14 protein-coding genes are annotated in these 13982 nt (G+C 60.4%); 5 read left to right on the forward strand and 9 right to left on the reverse strand.

Annotated elements, in window-relative coordinates; all coding sequences use genetic code 11:
- Positions 1 to 18: 18 nt before the first annotated feature.
- Together V7650_RS09300 and V7650_RS09305 are read right to left on the reverse strand one after the other, a co-directional pair.
- A complete protein-coding gene (locus tag V7650_RS09300) occupies positions 19 to 696 on the reverse strand; it encodes a glycoside hydrolase family 25 protein (protein WP_335655954.1) in 678 nt (225 codons plus the stop codon).
- 47 nt (positions 697 to 743) lie between these two features.
- The gene (locus tag V7650_RS09305) at positions 744 to 1226 is read right to left on the reverse strand and encodes a UPF0262 family protein (protein ID WP_335655955.1); all 483 of its coding nucleotides are present in this window, start codon (positions 1224 to 1226) and stop codon (positions 744 to 746) included.
- Between the two features lie 150 nt (positions 1227 to 1376).
- Between V7650_RS09305 and V7650_RS09310 the strand changes: the two genes are divergently transcribed.
- Complete coding sequence (locus V7650_RS09310) at positions 1377 to 2876, forward strand: replicative DNA helicase (protein WP_335655956.1); 1500 nt, start codon at positions 1377 to 1379, stop codon at positions 2874 to 2876.
- A gap of 94 nt (positions 2877 to 2970) precedes the next feature.
- On the forward strand, positions 2971 to 3414 hold the full coding sequence (locus V7650_RS09315) for a DUF3592 domain-containing protein (protein WP_335655957.1): 444 nt from the start codon (positions 2971 to 2973) through the stop codon (positions 3412 to 3414).
- A gap of 34 nt (positions 3415 to 3448) precedes the next feature.
- Here the strand turns inward: V7650_RS09315 and V7650_RS09320 are convergent, their stop codons facing one another.
- From V7650_RS09320 to V7650_RS09350, 7 genes are all read right to left on the reverse strand, one after another.
- Complete coding sequence (locus tag V7650_RS09320) at positions 3449 to 4231, reverse strand: phosphoadenylyl-sulfate reductase (RefSeq protein ID WP_335655958.1); 783 nt, start codon at positions 4229 to 4231, stop codon at positions 3449 to 3451.
- On the reverse strand, positions 4224 to 4649 hold the full coding sequence (locus V7650_RS09325) for a DUF934 domain-containing protein (RefSeq protein ID WP_335655959.1): 426 nt from the start codon (positions 4647 to 4649) through the stop codon (positions 4224 to 4226). The genes V7650_RS09320 and V7650_RS09325 overlap by 8 nt, the downstream gene beginning before the upstream one ends.
- Complete coding sequence (locus tag V7650_RS09330) at positions 4642 to 6276, reverse strand: nitrite/sulfite reductase (protein WP_335655960.1); 1635 nt, start codon at positions 6274 to 6276, stop codon at positions 4642 to 4644. Before V7650_RS09330 ends, V7650_RS09325 begins: the two co-directional genes overlap by 8 nt.
- 1 nt (position 6277) lies before the next feature.
- Positions 6278 to 6574 (reverse strand): DUF2849 domain-containing protein, encoded by a 297-nt coding sequence (locus tag V7650_RS09335; protein WP_335655961.1) that lies wholly within the window; start codon positions 6572 to 6574, stop codon positions 6278 to 6280.
- Entirely contained in the window at positions 6571 to 7362 is a 792-nt protein-coding gene (gene cobA, locus V7650_RS09340; protein ID WP_335655962.1) for a uroporphyrinogen-III C-methyltransferase, read from the reverse strand. The genes V7650_RS09335 and cobA overlap by 4 nt, the downstream gene beginning before the upstream one ends.
- 66 nt (positions 7363 to 7428) lie before the next feature.
- The gene (gene astD, locus V7650_RS09345; protein WP_335655963.1) at positions 7429 to 8874 is read right to left on the reverse strand and encodes a succinylglutamate-semialdehyde dehydrogenase; all 1446 of its coding nucleotides are present in this window, start codon (positions 8872 to 8874) and stop codon (positions 7429 to 7431) included.
- Between the two features lie 121 nt (positions 8875 to 8995).
- On the reverse strand, positions 8996 to 10396 hold the full coding sequence (locus tag V7650_RS09350) for a protein adenylyltransferase SelO family protein (protein WP_335655964.1): 1401 nt from the start codon (positions 10394 to 10396) through the stop codon (positions 8996 to 8998).
- Positions 10397 to 10456: 60 nt separating this feature from the next.
- Here V7650_RS09350 and V7650_RS09355 point away from each other — a divergent pair, with 60 nt between their 5' ends.
- From V7650_RS09355 to V7650_RS09365, 3 genes are all read left to right on the forward strand, one after another.
- Positions 10457 to 11320: an alpha/beta fold hydrolase gene (locus tag V7650_RS09355; RefSeq protein WP_335655965.1), complete on the forward strand. Its 864-nt coding sequence runs from the start codon at positions 10457 to 10459 to the stop codon at positions 11318 to 11320.
- Between the two features lie 31 nt (positions 11321 to 11351).
- Positions 11352 to 12497, forward strand: coding sequence for a glycosyltransferase family 4 protein (locus V7650_RS09360; RefSeq protein ID WP_335655966.1), 1146 nt, complete (start codon positions 11352 to 11354; stop codon positions 12495 to 12497).
- A gap of 80 nt (positions 12498 to 12577) precedes the next feature.
- Positions 12578 to 13981, forward strand: a complete 1404-nt coding sequence (locus tag V7650_RS09365; protein WP_335655967.1) for an NAD(P)H-dependent flavin oxidoreductase — start codon at positions 12578 to 12580, stop codon at positions 13979 to 13981.
- Position 13982: the final 1 nt, after the last annotated feature.

Here is a 13982-nt window from a genome sequence, read left to right on the forward strand (position 1 = left end):
GGAATTTCCTGCTGATGATCATGGTCGCACTACGTTCCAGTTGATCGGGCCGTCAACCCCGCTGATGCGCCGCATGTCCGAGGCGCGCCACATCACCCAGGGCTTGGTCGCATAATCGGGCGGGAAAAAATTGGCTTCGAGCCAGAAGGTCCGATCCATGCCGCTGCTGATATTGTACATTTCCTCGAAATCACGCGACACCGCGATGATCGCCCGCTTTCCGCTGTGCGACTCGATCTGGTTCAGAAAGGTGTTCAGCTCGCTGAGAACCAGGGCCCGCCCGGGTCGTTCACCGCATCCATGGTCGAACGCCAGCCGGACGGCAGGCGGCAGCATGTTTTCCGCCCGCGGAACGGTCGTGACAAATATCGTCGCCTGATCGGTGGCCAGGCGGCACAGGGAATAATTGTGGAGCGCGCCATATCTGATTCCGGCCTCCCGCGCGCCGCTGACATTTGCCGCAAAATTGGCATCTCTCGTCTCTGCGCCGCGGGTGGCCTGGATATAGGCAAAGTCCACGCCGGTGGCACCAGCAACATGCCAGCCAATATTTCCGCTCGTTTCATCGACGGAAATTCCCTGCACCGGATATTGGTCGCGGGAAGGCGCCCAGCTGACCGCGATATTGTGCAGGACAAATGCAATCACCAGAAGCACCACCGCAACAACGGCGATACTGAAAACAGTTTTTCTCATGTCTCGATTGGCCACCCTGTGTCCCTGATACGCAGCGGAAGAATCATTCAGTTTTTGATATGCAAAACGCAGATCAAAGTGAAGAGCCGCCGAGCGGTCTTGAAGTCGACGTCGATCTTGCCCTCCAGCCGTTCGACCAGCAGCTCGGCGCCCTGATCGTGGACGCCACGCCGCGCCATGTCGATCGTTTCAATCTCGGCGGCACTGGCCTTGCGGATCGCCTGATAATAGCTGTCACAGATCGCAAAATAGTCTCTGATCGGTCGCCGAAACCGACCCAGGGCCAGGATCAACGTCTCGAGCGGTTCGCCATTTTCGCGGCCAATCGAGATCACCAGTCGCCCTTCCTGGACACTCAGCCGCAGCTGATAGGGGCCGGCATAGGCATCGGGGTGCGATTTCAGGGGTTTGAAGTAATTCTCTTCGATCAGGTCGAAGATAGCAATGCGCCGCTCCTGCTCGATATCGGCGTTGCGCCACAGGATCGTGGTTTCATCCAGTTCAACAGATATGATGCGCGGATCAGCCATTGCGCCCTGTTGCCGGAGCGCCCGTCTCAGGACAAGGCTTTTTGCAGTGCATTGGGCAACAGCAAGTTGTCCACAGGACTGTCCCCGGACCCGTCGCAAAAAATTCATGCGGCCCCTTGCCCTGAATCGATTCAGGGTGGATGAAGAGCCATGGTCGAATTGATGCGTTTCCGGAATGACGAAAGTGATGAGCAGCGCCTGCCGCGCAATGTCGAGGCAGAGGCGACGTTTCTCGGCGCGCTGCTGATCGACAACCGGGTCGCCGAGGATGTCCAGATCCGGTTGCGGCCAGAGCATTTCTACGAACCGCTGCACGGGCGCATTTACGAGCAGGCACTGAAACTGCTCGACAAGAACATGGTGGTCACCCCGGTGACGCTGAAGCCCTATTTCGAGTCCGACGAGGCGATGAAGGCGCTGGGCGGCCCGTCCTATCTCGCCAAATTGACGGGTGACGGGGCCGGCCTGATCGGCGCCCGCGATTTTGCCAATCAGATTTACGATCTGGCGCTGCTGCGCGAGCTGGTCAGCGTCGGGCGGACACTCGTCGAAAACGCGCTCGATACCAGTGAGACGGTCGATCCGAAGGAGCAGATCGAGGAAGCGGAAACCGCGCTGTACCGGGTGTCGGAAGGCGAGGCGCAGGAAGGAGGCGTGCGATCCTTCCTGCAGGCGTCCACCGAAGCGCTGAACAATGTCGAGCGCGCCTTCAACAGCGGCGGCAAGGTTTCGGGGATTACCACCGGCCTCACCGACGTGAACGCCAAAATGGGCGGCCTGCACAAGAGCGATCTGCTCATCCTGGCCGGCCGGCCCGGCATGGGCAAGACATCGCTTGCCACGAATATCGCCTTCAACGCCGCCAATCGCTTTCGCCGTGACATGGAGGACGGAATCGCTCCGGAAGATTCGCTCGGCGCCCGGACCGCTTTTTTCAGTCTCGAAATGTCGGCCGACCAGCTGGCGACGAGAATCCTGTCGGAACAGGCCGAGATCAGTTCGGAAAAACTGCGCATGGGCGCGATCAGCCGGGACGACATGCACCGGCTGGCCATGGCCTCAAGGGAGCTGCAGGATCTGCCGCTGTTCATCGACGACACGCCGGCGCTGACCATTGCGGCGCTGCGCACGCGCGCACGGCGGCTGCAGCGGCGCCAGGGGATCGGGCTGATCGTGGTCGACTATCTGCAGCTTCTGCAGGGTTCGGGCCGGGCGAACGACAACCGGGTCAATGAAATTTCGGAAATCAGCCGTGGCTTGAAGACGCTGGCCAAGGAGCTGCAGGTGCCGGTGATGGCGCTTTCGCAGCTGAGCCGGGCAGTCGAAAGCCGCGAGGACAAGCGGCCGCAATTGTCCGATCTCCGCGAATCCGGTTCGATCGAGCAGGATGCGGATATCGTCATGTTCATTTTCCGCGACGAATATTATCATCTCGCGATCAAGCCGGATGAGCCGGACGGCAATTCGACGCCGGAACAGATTGCCAAATATTCCGCCTGGGAAACCGATCACCAGAGCAAGGTCAACAAGGCGACGGTGATCGTGGCCAAGAATCGTCAGGGTTCGACGGGCAATATCAACCTCAGCTTCATCAGCGAGTTCACCAAATTCGGTGATCTGGCCTATGGTGACGGGCCGGAGGAATATTAGGGCAATCCGGACGGATCGGCATTCCGTCGCCTCGGCCTAAAGACACGCAGGCATGTGCCTGAAGGCTCAAGGGCTTGCAGCAGGGGAAGCGACGATGAGTGTTTGGATACGCGTCCCGGTCTTGCTGGCCGTTTTTCTGTTTCTCTTTCTCGGCATTGCGATCGGTGTCGATATCTGGCAATTTCGCAACGGCAGCGAGGCAGGTGTCGCCGAGATATTGTCGTTGCGCAAGGAAAGCCGGAGCACCGAAGATGCAAGCGACCGGTCCTTCACCATCATTTCCTACTATCCGACGATCCGCTATACGACCGCTCAGGGGCGCTATTTCGAGGCGGAATTGGCTGACAGTCTGGATGAACCGCTGCCCGCTGTCGGTCAGGACATCGCCATCCGTTACATTGCTGGCCCGCGCGCCCAGGTCCGTCTTGACCGAGGTCCAGTCCGCGACTGGCTGGTAGCGGGATTGATGTTTCTGGTAAGCCTGATATTCCTGATCGTCGCGCTGATATTCACGCGGCGCGATATTCCCGAGATTTGACCGGCGCCGACCGAAGGGGAAGGATTTCCGCTGCCTAGAAGATCGGGTCGTTCACGCCATTGTCATCGCCGCTCGTCACGGGGGTCACGTCCTCGTGGATGCCGCATTCGGATTTGTCCCAGCCGCGCCAGCGACCGGCCCGCGGATCCTCGCCCGGCAGCACCTTCGACGTGCAGGGAGCGCATCCGACAGACAGATAGCCTTCGGCTTCCAGCGGATGCCGGGGCAGGGCATGTTCTTCGAAATAGGCTTCGAGATCATCCTTGATCCAGTCTCCAAGCGGATTGATCTTCAGTCTGCCGTCGTCAATTTCGAACCGCGGAATATTGTTGCGGGTCACCGATTGAAAGGCCTTGCGACCCGAAATCCAGCTGTTGAGGCCTGCCTTGGCACGCGCCAGCGGCTCCACCTTGCGGATCTCGCAGCAACCGTCCGGATCATAGGACCAGCGCAGGCCGTTGGCGTCTTTTTCCGCCAGGACCGTCGCATCGGGTGCGACGATATTGCTGTTCTTTATTCCCAGCGTACGGATCAGCGTGTCCCGATATTCCAGCGTTTCCGGAAACATCTTGAGCGTGTCGACGAAGGTCACCGGAATGGTCGGATCAACCGCCGCCACGAGATGGAGAAGGACGGCGCTCTCGGTTCCGAACGAGGACACGACCGCGACTTCTCCGAGCTGGCGCTCGTCAAACAGCGTTTTCAGCATGGTCGTTGTGTCAACGCCTTCGAACCGCTGGTTCAGTGCATCGGCGTCGGCCTGGGTAAAGTCCGGACGAACATCGATCGTGTCGACCTTGCGTGCTGCTTCACCCATGACGATGCCTCCAGATTGGCGTGCGCTGATCGGAGGTAGCCTGATAGACATGCTCGTAGCGGTTCAGTGCCGTTTCCATGTCGTCGGGATCAATCGGTGAATCGGGAGCGAAGGCATCAAAGCCGCAGCGGCGCATATAGGCGAGCTGGTCGACGAGTACATCGCCGCTCGCGCGCAGCTCTCCCGCATAGCCGGCCTCGCGCAGTATCTGCGCCGAAGAATAGCCGCGACCATCACCGAAAACCGGGAAATCGACCTCGATCAGCGACAGCCGGTCGAGAAAGGGCAGCAACGCCCGTGCGTCCTCGCCCGCTTCGATGCGGACGGCGGTGGCGTTGGACTGATCGAGGAAGGAATCGAGCGAAACCGCAGGTTCTTCGTGGACCTCGTCATCGCGCAAGCGGATTGCATCAACCATAAATGGCCTCCTTGAACTTTTCCATGCCGACCCGGCGATAGGTATCGATGAAGCGTTCGCCCGTCTCGCGCTCGGCGAGATAGAGATCGGTCACAGTCTCGATCGCGTCGATCACGCCGTCCTCGGTAAAGCCGGGGCCTGTGATCTTGGCGAGGCTGGCGTCTTCCGCGCCCGAGCCGCCGAGCAGCAGCTGGTAATTTTCCGTGCCCTTGCGGTCGACACCCAATATGCCGATATGGCCGGCGTGGTGATGGCCGCAGGCATTGATGCAGCCGGAGATTTTCAGCTTCAGCTCGCCCAGTTTCCGTTGGCGGCCGAGATCGGCGAAGCGCTCGCTGATCTTCTGGGCCAGCGGAATCGAGCGGGCGTTGGCAAGGCTGCAATAGTCGAGCCCGGGGCAGGCGATGCTGTCCGTGATCAGGTCGAGATTGGCGGGCGCCAGACCGGCCTCGTCGAGCTTCTGCCAGAGCGCGTAAAGATCACTCTTCTTCACATGGGGCAGAACGATGTTCTGGCTGTGGGTGACGCGCAGCTCGTCGAAACTATATTGTTCGCCCAGATCCGCCATCAGGTCGATCTGCGCCGAGTTCGCGTCGCCGGGGATGCCGCCGCGCGGTTTCAGGCTGATCGTCGCGATCGCATAGCCCGGCTGCTTGTGCGCGGAAACATTCTGGTCGACCCAGAGCGCGAAATCGGGATCGGACAGATCAAGATCATCGCCGGCCTGTGTGTCGAAGGGCGGATCGGCGAAAAATTCTGTGATCCGCGCCAGTTCCTCGACCGGAGGGTCGAGATCCAGCTGCTTCATATGGGCAAATTCTTCCTCGACCTGGCGGGTATATTCCTCCTTGCCAAGCTCGTGCACGAGTATCTTGATCCGCGCCTTGTACTTGTTGTCGCGGCGGCCATAGCGGTTGTAGACGCGCAGGCAGGCCTCGGCATAGCTGATCAGCTCATCCGCCGGGACAAAGTCGCGGATTTCCGGGGCGATCATCGGGGTACGGCCCATGCCGCCGCCGACGAAGAACTTCGCGCCCAGTTCGCCCGCATCGTTGCGGACCAGCTGGATACCGATGTCGTGCAGCCGCATCGCTGCCCGGTCGGTGTCGCTGGCGATCACCGCAAACTTGAATTTCCGGGGGAGGTAGGAAAATTCCGGGTGGAAGCTCGACCATTGGCGCAGCAATTCGGCCCAGGGACGAGGGTCGGCGACTTCGTCGGCGGTTGCGCCGGCGAACTGGTCGGACGAGATGTTGCGGATGCAATTGCCGCTGGTCTGGATCGCGTGCATCTCGACCGAAGCCAGGTCGGCGAGGATGTCGGGCGCATCGGCAAGCTTGATCCAGTTATACTGGATATTCTGGCGAGTGGTGAAATGGCCGTAGTCGCGGTCATATTTGCGGGCGATATGGGCCAGCATGTGCATCTGTTTGCTGCTGAGCGTGCCATAGGGAATGGCGACCCGCAGCATATAGGCGTGGAGCTGCAGATAAAGACCGTTCATCAGCCGCAGCGGCTTGAACTGGTCCTCGGTCAGCTCGCCGGCAATCCGGCGCTTCACCTGGTCGCGGAATTCTTCCACGCGCGTGTCGACCATCTTCTGGTCATATTGGTCATATTGGTACATGTCAGATCACCCATTCGGCGGCGTCGGGATCCGCCGGTTTCAATGTCAGGTCGGGACGAACGGTTGGTCCGAGTGCGCGCACCCGGTCCTTGATGTGCCCCGGTCTGGGGCCATCTTCGGTCTTTTCGGCGTCAATGATATAGGGGGCGTTCACGCGACGAGCGGCTTCCTCGCGGTGCAGGATCGCCTCGCCCTGGTCGCCGACGTCGGTCGCATCCTTGACGAAGCGCGACCAGTCGAGGCCGGTCCACCAGATCACGTCTCCGGTCTTGAGGTCATTACCGGTCAAAATATTCATGCGCCGACTCCCGCGATTTGAGCAAATTCCCGAAACTTGTTTTCGGCGTCGCCATAACGGGCGACCTCGCCGACCACCAGCAATGCCGGGCTGCGGACATTTTCGCGCTGGACCAGATCACCTAGATCGGTCAGCAGGGTCCGCAGCGCGCGAAAATCGTTGCGCGTGCCATTTTCCAGCACCGCCACCGGCAGGTCCGGGGAGGCGCCGTCGGCGATCAGTTTCTCGACGATCGCCTCGGCATTGGCGACGCCCATGTAGATAACGAGGGTGCGGCCCTTTCCGGCGAGGCCGGACCAGTTCTGGTCGGACAGGCCCTTGCACTGGCCGGCGACGAAGGAAACGGCGCTGGAGGCATCGCGATGGGTCAGCGGCATTTTGGCCTGCGCGGCACAACCGAGGGCGGCGCTGATCCCGGGCACGACTTCCACCGCGACGCCCGCTTCGCGACAATCATCGGCTTCTTCGCCGCCGCGGCCGAAAATGAACGGATCGCCGCCTTTCAGCCGGACGACAATGCCGCCCTTGGCCGCTTCGCGGACCAGGATCTGGTTGATCTGGTCTTGCGGGACGCTGTGCAGGGAGCGTTTCTTGGCCACCGAGACGAGACGAGCGGACGGCGAGGCCATATCCAGTATCTCCTGGCTGACCAATCCGTCGTGCACGATCACATCGGCGCTTTGCAGGAGTCTGGCCGCCTTCAGGGTCAGCAGTTCCGGATCGCCGGGACCGGCTCCCACGAGATAGACCATGCCGGCCGGCGCATTCTGGTTCGATGTTTCTTCCATGCCTCCGATATGCGCGTATCGTGCCGGATGTACAAAACAGAAGTTTTTGGGGCTGCCTAAGTTCAGCTATTTGGACGGAACGGCCGCTTCCGGTTCTGCAATTGTCTCGTCCTTCAGGCCGACACCGATCGAGGCCCGCGCCTGTTCCGCTTCCATCGACACCACCGGATAGGCGCAATAGTCTGCGGCATAGGTTGCGCTCGGCCGATGGTTGCCGGACAGGCCTATGCCGCCAAAAGGCGCCTCTGAGGACGCGCCGACCGTCATCTTGTTCCAGTTGACGATGCCCGCGCGGCTGTTGGACCAATATTGGTCATATTGCTGGGGGGAGCCGCCGATCAGGGCCGAGGACAGGCCATAGCGGGTATTGTTGGCCTCGGCGATCGCCTCTTCGAAGTCGGCCACGCGGACCACTTGCAGGATCGGCCCGAACAATTCGATATCCGGCCGTTCTTCCAGCTCGGTCACGTCGATGATACCGGGAGTCAGAAACGGGCGCCCGGCGACCGGTCTCGCCATATGCTTGATCGGCTTGCCGCCGTGACTCATCAAAGCGAGGAAGCTTTCCGTGAGGCCGTCCGCGGTTTCGTTGTCGATCACCGGGCCCATGAACGGGGCAGGGGACGCGAAGGGCTCGTCGATGATCAGGCGATCGGAGATATGCTTCACTTCCCGGATGATCCGGTCGTACAGGGTGTCTTTGACAATCAGCCGGCTGGCGGCCGAGCATCGCTGACCGGCGCTCAGGAAGGCGGATTGCACGATCAGCACGGCGGCGCTGTGGATATCGTCGGTATCCCATGCGATGATCGGATTGTTGCCACCCATCTCGAGGGCCAGAATCTTGTCGGGCCGCGCCGCAAACTGCCGGTTGAGCGCAATGCCGGTTCGCGCAGAACCGGTAAAGAGCACGCCATCCAGTCCCTCGTTCGCGGTCAGCTGCTTGCCCGTGTCGGGACCGCCGTGCAGGATGTTGACGACACCCTCCGGCAGACCGGCATGGGCAAGGGCATCGACCAGAAACTGACCGACTGCGGGGGTTTTTTCCGAGGGTTTGAATATGATCGCGTTCCCGGCAATCAGCGCCGGAACGATGTGGCCGTTCGGCAGGTGGGCGGGAAAATTATAGGGGCCGAGCACGGCGAGCACGCCGTGCGGCTTGTGGCGCAGGGTTGCGCGCATATTGGCAGGGCTGGGGAGCTGGCGCTGGGGGGTTCGCTCGGCAAATGCATTGACCGAGATATCGACTTTCTTGACCACTGACTCCACCTCGGTGCGCGCTTCCCATAGCGGCTTGCCGGTTTCGCGGGCGATCAGCTCGGCAAGTTCCTCGCCGGTCGACCGGATGCGATTCGCATAGCGGCGCACCGCCTCGATGCGCTTGATCAGGGCCGTCGCTGCCCAGCCCGGCCAAGCGTCTCGCGCCTTGGCCACGACGGCGTCTGCGTCGCCGCTGGTCCCCGTCCACAACGTGGCGCCGGTCGCCGGTTCGGTTGATATCAGGTCGCTCAAATTGCCCTCTGGTTTCAAAGCATATTGGAAATGGATTGTCGTATGGCACATCTAACGGGTTTGATCATAGGTTTTAAAGACCTAAATGGACCCGCCAAACATTTGACTGCGGGAGACAGCGTCAGCCGTTTCGCAGCGCGTGCCCCATATCCCGAATTTGGCTGATTTTGTCATCGAGCGGCCGCCAGTTGTCATCGTCGGCAATCGCGGACCAAATCGATTCGACCTCATCGATATGCATCGAGCAAGGGTCCGGTCGCTGCCAATAGTCGCTGACCGGCATGCGTTCGCGCTGCCGGCAGGCGACCAGCGCACGAAATTCGGCAAATTCCGACATATCGTCGTCGGGTTTCGCAATATCTTCCATCCTGCCCCAGTTGTGGAAAAAGCGGTCAATCTCGATCGTTTTGGCCGCCAATCCCTTTTCCGCCGCAACCACGAGATCGCGATCCCGTTCAAATCCCTCGGACCTGACGCCGAGGCGCCAGCAGAAATGCTCGGTGAACGCGGTGCCATAGGCTTTGGGAAAGGATTCCAGCGTCGCGACCAGGGGATTGCTGTCGGCGATCAGGCGAAGGGCGCTGGCAAATTGCGCAAGGTTCCAGTGCAACGCTTCCGGTTGCCGGGCGAAACAATAGAGGCTTTCATGATCGAAATAGGCCGCCGTAAAGCCGGGCTCCCAATAAGGCGTGAAGCGCCATGGACCATAGTCGAAACTTTCGCCGCTGATGTTGATATTGTCGGTATTGAGCACGCCGTGGACAAAGCCCGCGGTCATGTAGGAACCCGCCAGCCTGGCGACTTGCTGCGTGACCTTGGCAAATAGTTCGGTTGCCGGATGCTCGGTCTGCGCGCCGCCATAATATTGCTCGAGACAATAGCCGACCAGTTGGTGCATCAGCGCCTCATTTTTCTCATAGGCGATGCGCTGGAAGGTCCCGATCCGGATATGGCCGTGGCTCAATCGGGTCATGACCGCCGAGCGTGTGGGCGACGGCTCATCGCCGCGCATCAATTTCTCGCCCGTTTCAACCAAGGAAAACGTCTTCGAGGTGTTTACGCCGAGCGCTTCCAGCATTTCCGTGGCTAGGATTTCACGAACGCCACCCTTGAGCGTCAATCGTCCGTCGCCCGCCCGGCTCCACGGTGTCGTGCCCGATCCCTTTGTTCCCAGATCCATCAGGCGATCTTCCTGGTCCCTGAGTTGCGCAAACAGAAATCCCCGGCCATCCCCGATTTCGGGATTATAGGTGCGGAACTGGTGGCCATGGTAACGCAGCGCCAGCGGGGGAGCGAGATTGTCCGGCAGCGGATCGAACTTGCCGAAATGGGCGAGCCATTGCTCGTCGCTCAGCCGCTGAAGCCCGACGCTCTGGTCCCAGCGACCGTTCCTGAAGCGGAGTATATGCGCGGGAAAGTCAGCGGGAACGGCAGCGTCGCCAATCTTCTCTCCCAGGCTGGTTATTTGTACATCGGGCTTATAGTCGGTCTTGCCGGGTTCTATTTGCGGTTTATATGGCATTTGCACACAGTGGCGGCTAATCGGTCGCGCAGCAAGGGCGAACACAAGGCCAATTCCAGCATGAGCGATCAAAAATCTTATCAGGATATTTACTGGGAATCCGATGACGGATTAAAATTGCATGCATGGGACTATCCGTCCGACAGCGGCAAGACGCCGGTTATCTGCATCCCCGGCCTAACGCGCAACGCCCGCGATTTTCAGCATCTCGGCACGATATTCCACGGCGAGCGGCGCATCCTGATGCTGGACCTGCGCGGCCGCGGCGCCAGTGAATATGCCAAGGACAGCAGCACCTACAATCCGAGGCAATATGTGTCGGATGTCGTCATGCTGATGGACGAGATGAAGATCGACAAGGCGATATTCATCGGGACGTCGCTGGGGGGCATTGTGACCATGCTATTGGCGAAGACCGACCCCCAGCGGGTTGCGGCTGCGGTGCTCAACGACATCGGTCCGGAACTCGACCAGACCGGACTCGACCGGATCGCCTCCAACGTTGGCCAGGGCCGGAGTTTCGACACATGGGCGCATGCCGGCCGTGATCTGGCTGAAAATAACGGCGACATATTCCCTGACTTCACCCTGAGGGACTGGATAGTCTTTGCCAAGAAGGTCTACCGGATGAACAGTTCGGGCCGGATCAAGCTGGACTATGACATGAAGATCGCCGAGCCGTTCAGCAGCAAGGGCGGCGGCAGCGGCGCGCTCTGGAATGCCCTAGAACATATGAAAGAGATACCCACGCTGATATTGCGCGGCGAGTTGTCGGACCTGTTCAGCCAGAAAATAGCGGAAAAAATGCTCGAAACACTGGACAAGGGTGAACTGGTGACCGTTCCGCGGGTCGGCCATGCCCCGACCCTGGAAGAACCCGCCTCGCTTGACGCGATCAGCCAATTGCTCCACCGCATCGACTGAATGATCTTAGACAATCGAGCGTGAAGTCCGCATGAAGCCAGCAAAGATATTGCATCTCCACAGCACGTTCAATCTGGGCGGGAAGGAGGCGCGCGCGGTCCGGCTGATGAACCATTTCGGCGAAGCCGCCGAGCATGTCATCTTGTCTGCCGAACCCGAAAGCCTGTCCGCACGCGATGCGATTGACCGCGGCATCCGTGTCTCATTCCCGTCCGATGCGCCGTCCCTCGGCGGCAAGCCGGGCCTGAAGCGATACCGCGAGTTCGTGACCTATTATCGCCAGTTTGATCTCATTCTGTCCTACAACTGGGGCTCGATGGACGGGGTGATGGCACGCACGCTTTTTTCCCGGCTCGAGGGTCTGCCGCCGCTGATCCATCACGAGGACGGATTCAACGAGGACGAGCAGCGAAGGCTCAACTGGAAGAGAAACTGGTTCCGGAAATTTGCGCTCGGCGCGGCGCAGGCGCTGGTTGTGCCGTCGGAACGACTGGCCCGGATCGCCAGCGACGTCTGGAAGCAACCGGAGCAGAAGATTCAGCGCATACCGAACGGCATCGACGTGAAGCGCTTCGAGAAAAAGCCCCAGCGCGGTGCCGTGCCCGGCTTCACCAAGCGCGAGGGCGAGGTTGTTGTCGGGACCGTCGCCGGACTGCGCGCGGTCAAGAATCTGCCGCGACTGGTGCGCGCCTGCGCGGCGGCCGGCGACAATGTCCGCCTCGTGATCGTCGGCGAGGGGCCGGAACGGGACGCGATACGGGCCGAGGCGGAACGCGTCGGCCTGGGCGACCGCCTGCTGATGCCCGGCTTTCTCGCCGAACCGGCCCGCTATGTTGGCCTTTTCGACATTTTCGCGCTATCGTCCGACAGCGAGCAATTCCCGATTTCGCTGATCGAGGCGATGGCGGCAGGATTGCCGGTCGTGGCGACCGACGTCGGCGATATCCGATCGATGGTATCGCAGGCCAACCAGGGCTTCATCAAGCCGTCGCTGGACGAAAGCGGTTTTCAAGAATCGCTGACGACCCTGGCCCAGCATCAGCAATTGCGCGAGGATCTGGGCCTGCAGAATCGGATGAAGGCACAGGCCGAGTATAATGAGAGCAAGATGCTCGGCCGATATGCGCTGCTGTACGGGCATGCGCTGGGACGGGCGAATTTTGGCGTTACCAAATGACCGGACTCATAGCAGAGTTTTTTCGAGCATTTTGATGCATGGCCGTCTATATCGGCTTCAAGGGATAAGAGGAGATTTCATTGTTCAAGGGCTTAAAACCCATTCAGTATAACGGCCAGGAAGTTTGGCCGCTGATCGAGGGTGGAAAAGGCGTCGCTGCCACCAATCACGCAAGTTCGGGAGCATGGGCCGCTGCCGGCGGCATCGGCACCGTGTCGGCCGTCAACGCCGACAGCTATGACGAGGATGGCAATGTCATCCCGCAGATATATCATGGCCGCAAGCGCGAGGAACGCCACCAGGAGCTGATCCAATATGCGATCGACGGTGCCGTCGAGCAGGTCACGCGGGCCTATGAAATTTCCGGTGGCAGGGGCGCGATCAATATCAACGTCCTGTGGGAAATGGGAGGCGCGCAGCAAGTGCTGGAAGGCGTGCTCGAGCAGACCAAAGGCATGGTCGCCGGAGTGACCTGCGGCGCCGGCATGCCCTACAAGCTGTCCGAGATTGCCCAGCAATATGGCGTGAACTATCTGCCGATCATCAGCTCCGCGCGCGCCTTCCGGGCGCTGTGGAAGCGGGCCTATCACAAGGTTCCGGACCTGATGGCCGCCGTGGTCTATGAGGATCCCTGGCTGGCAGGCGGTCACAACGGCCTGTCCAATGCCGAAGATCCGAGAAAGCCGGAGGATCCCTATCCGCGGGTCAAGGCGCTGCGCGAAACGATGCGCGGCGAAGGCATAGCCGACAGCGTGCCGATCATCATGGCCGGCGGCGTCTGGCATCTGCGCGACTGGCAGGACTGGATCGACAGCGAGGAACTGGGGCAGATTGCCTTCCAGTTCGGCACCCGACCCCTGCTGACCAAGGAAAGCCCGATTCCGGAGAGCTGGAAGAGCGAGCTGACCAAGATCAAGGAAGGCGACATCCTGCTGCACAAATTCTCCCCGACCGGCTTCTACAGTTCGGCCGTGCGCAATGAATTTCTGCGCAGTCTGGAAGCGCGCTCGGAGCGGCAGATTCCCTATTCGACAGAGATGGCGGGCGAACATACCCACCAGCTCGATGTTGGCATCAAGGGCAAGAATTTCTGGGTGACCCGCAACGACCTGTTGCGCGCGCGCGAGTGGGACGGCCTCGGCTTCACCATGGCGATGAAGACGCCGGACAACACGCTGGTCTTTGCCACTCCGGAAGAATCGAAGATGATTCGCAAGGACCAGGCCGACTGCATGGGGTGCCTGTCGCACTGCGGTTTTTCCGCCTGGAAGGATCACGACAACAACAGCACCGGTCGGCTCGCCGATCCCCGCAGTTTCTGCATCCAGAAAAGCCTGCAGGAAATCGTCCATGGCGCGCCGGTCGAGGAACATTTGATGTTTGCCGGTCATGGCGCCTATAATTTCGGGACCGATCCCTTCTATTCCAACGGCTTTGTGCCAACGGTGCAGCAGCTGATGGATCGCATCCTCGCTGGCGACTGAC

This window comes from Parasphingorhabdus sp., from assembly GCF_036964565.1.
Classification (GTDB): Bacteria; Pseudomonadota; Alphaproteobacteria; order Sphingomonadales; family Sphingomonadaceae; genus Parasphingorhabdus.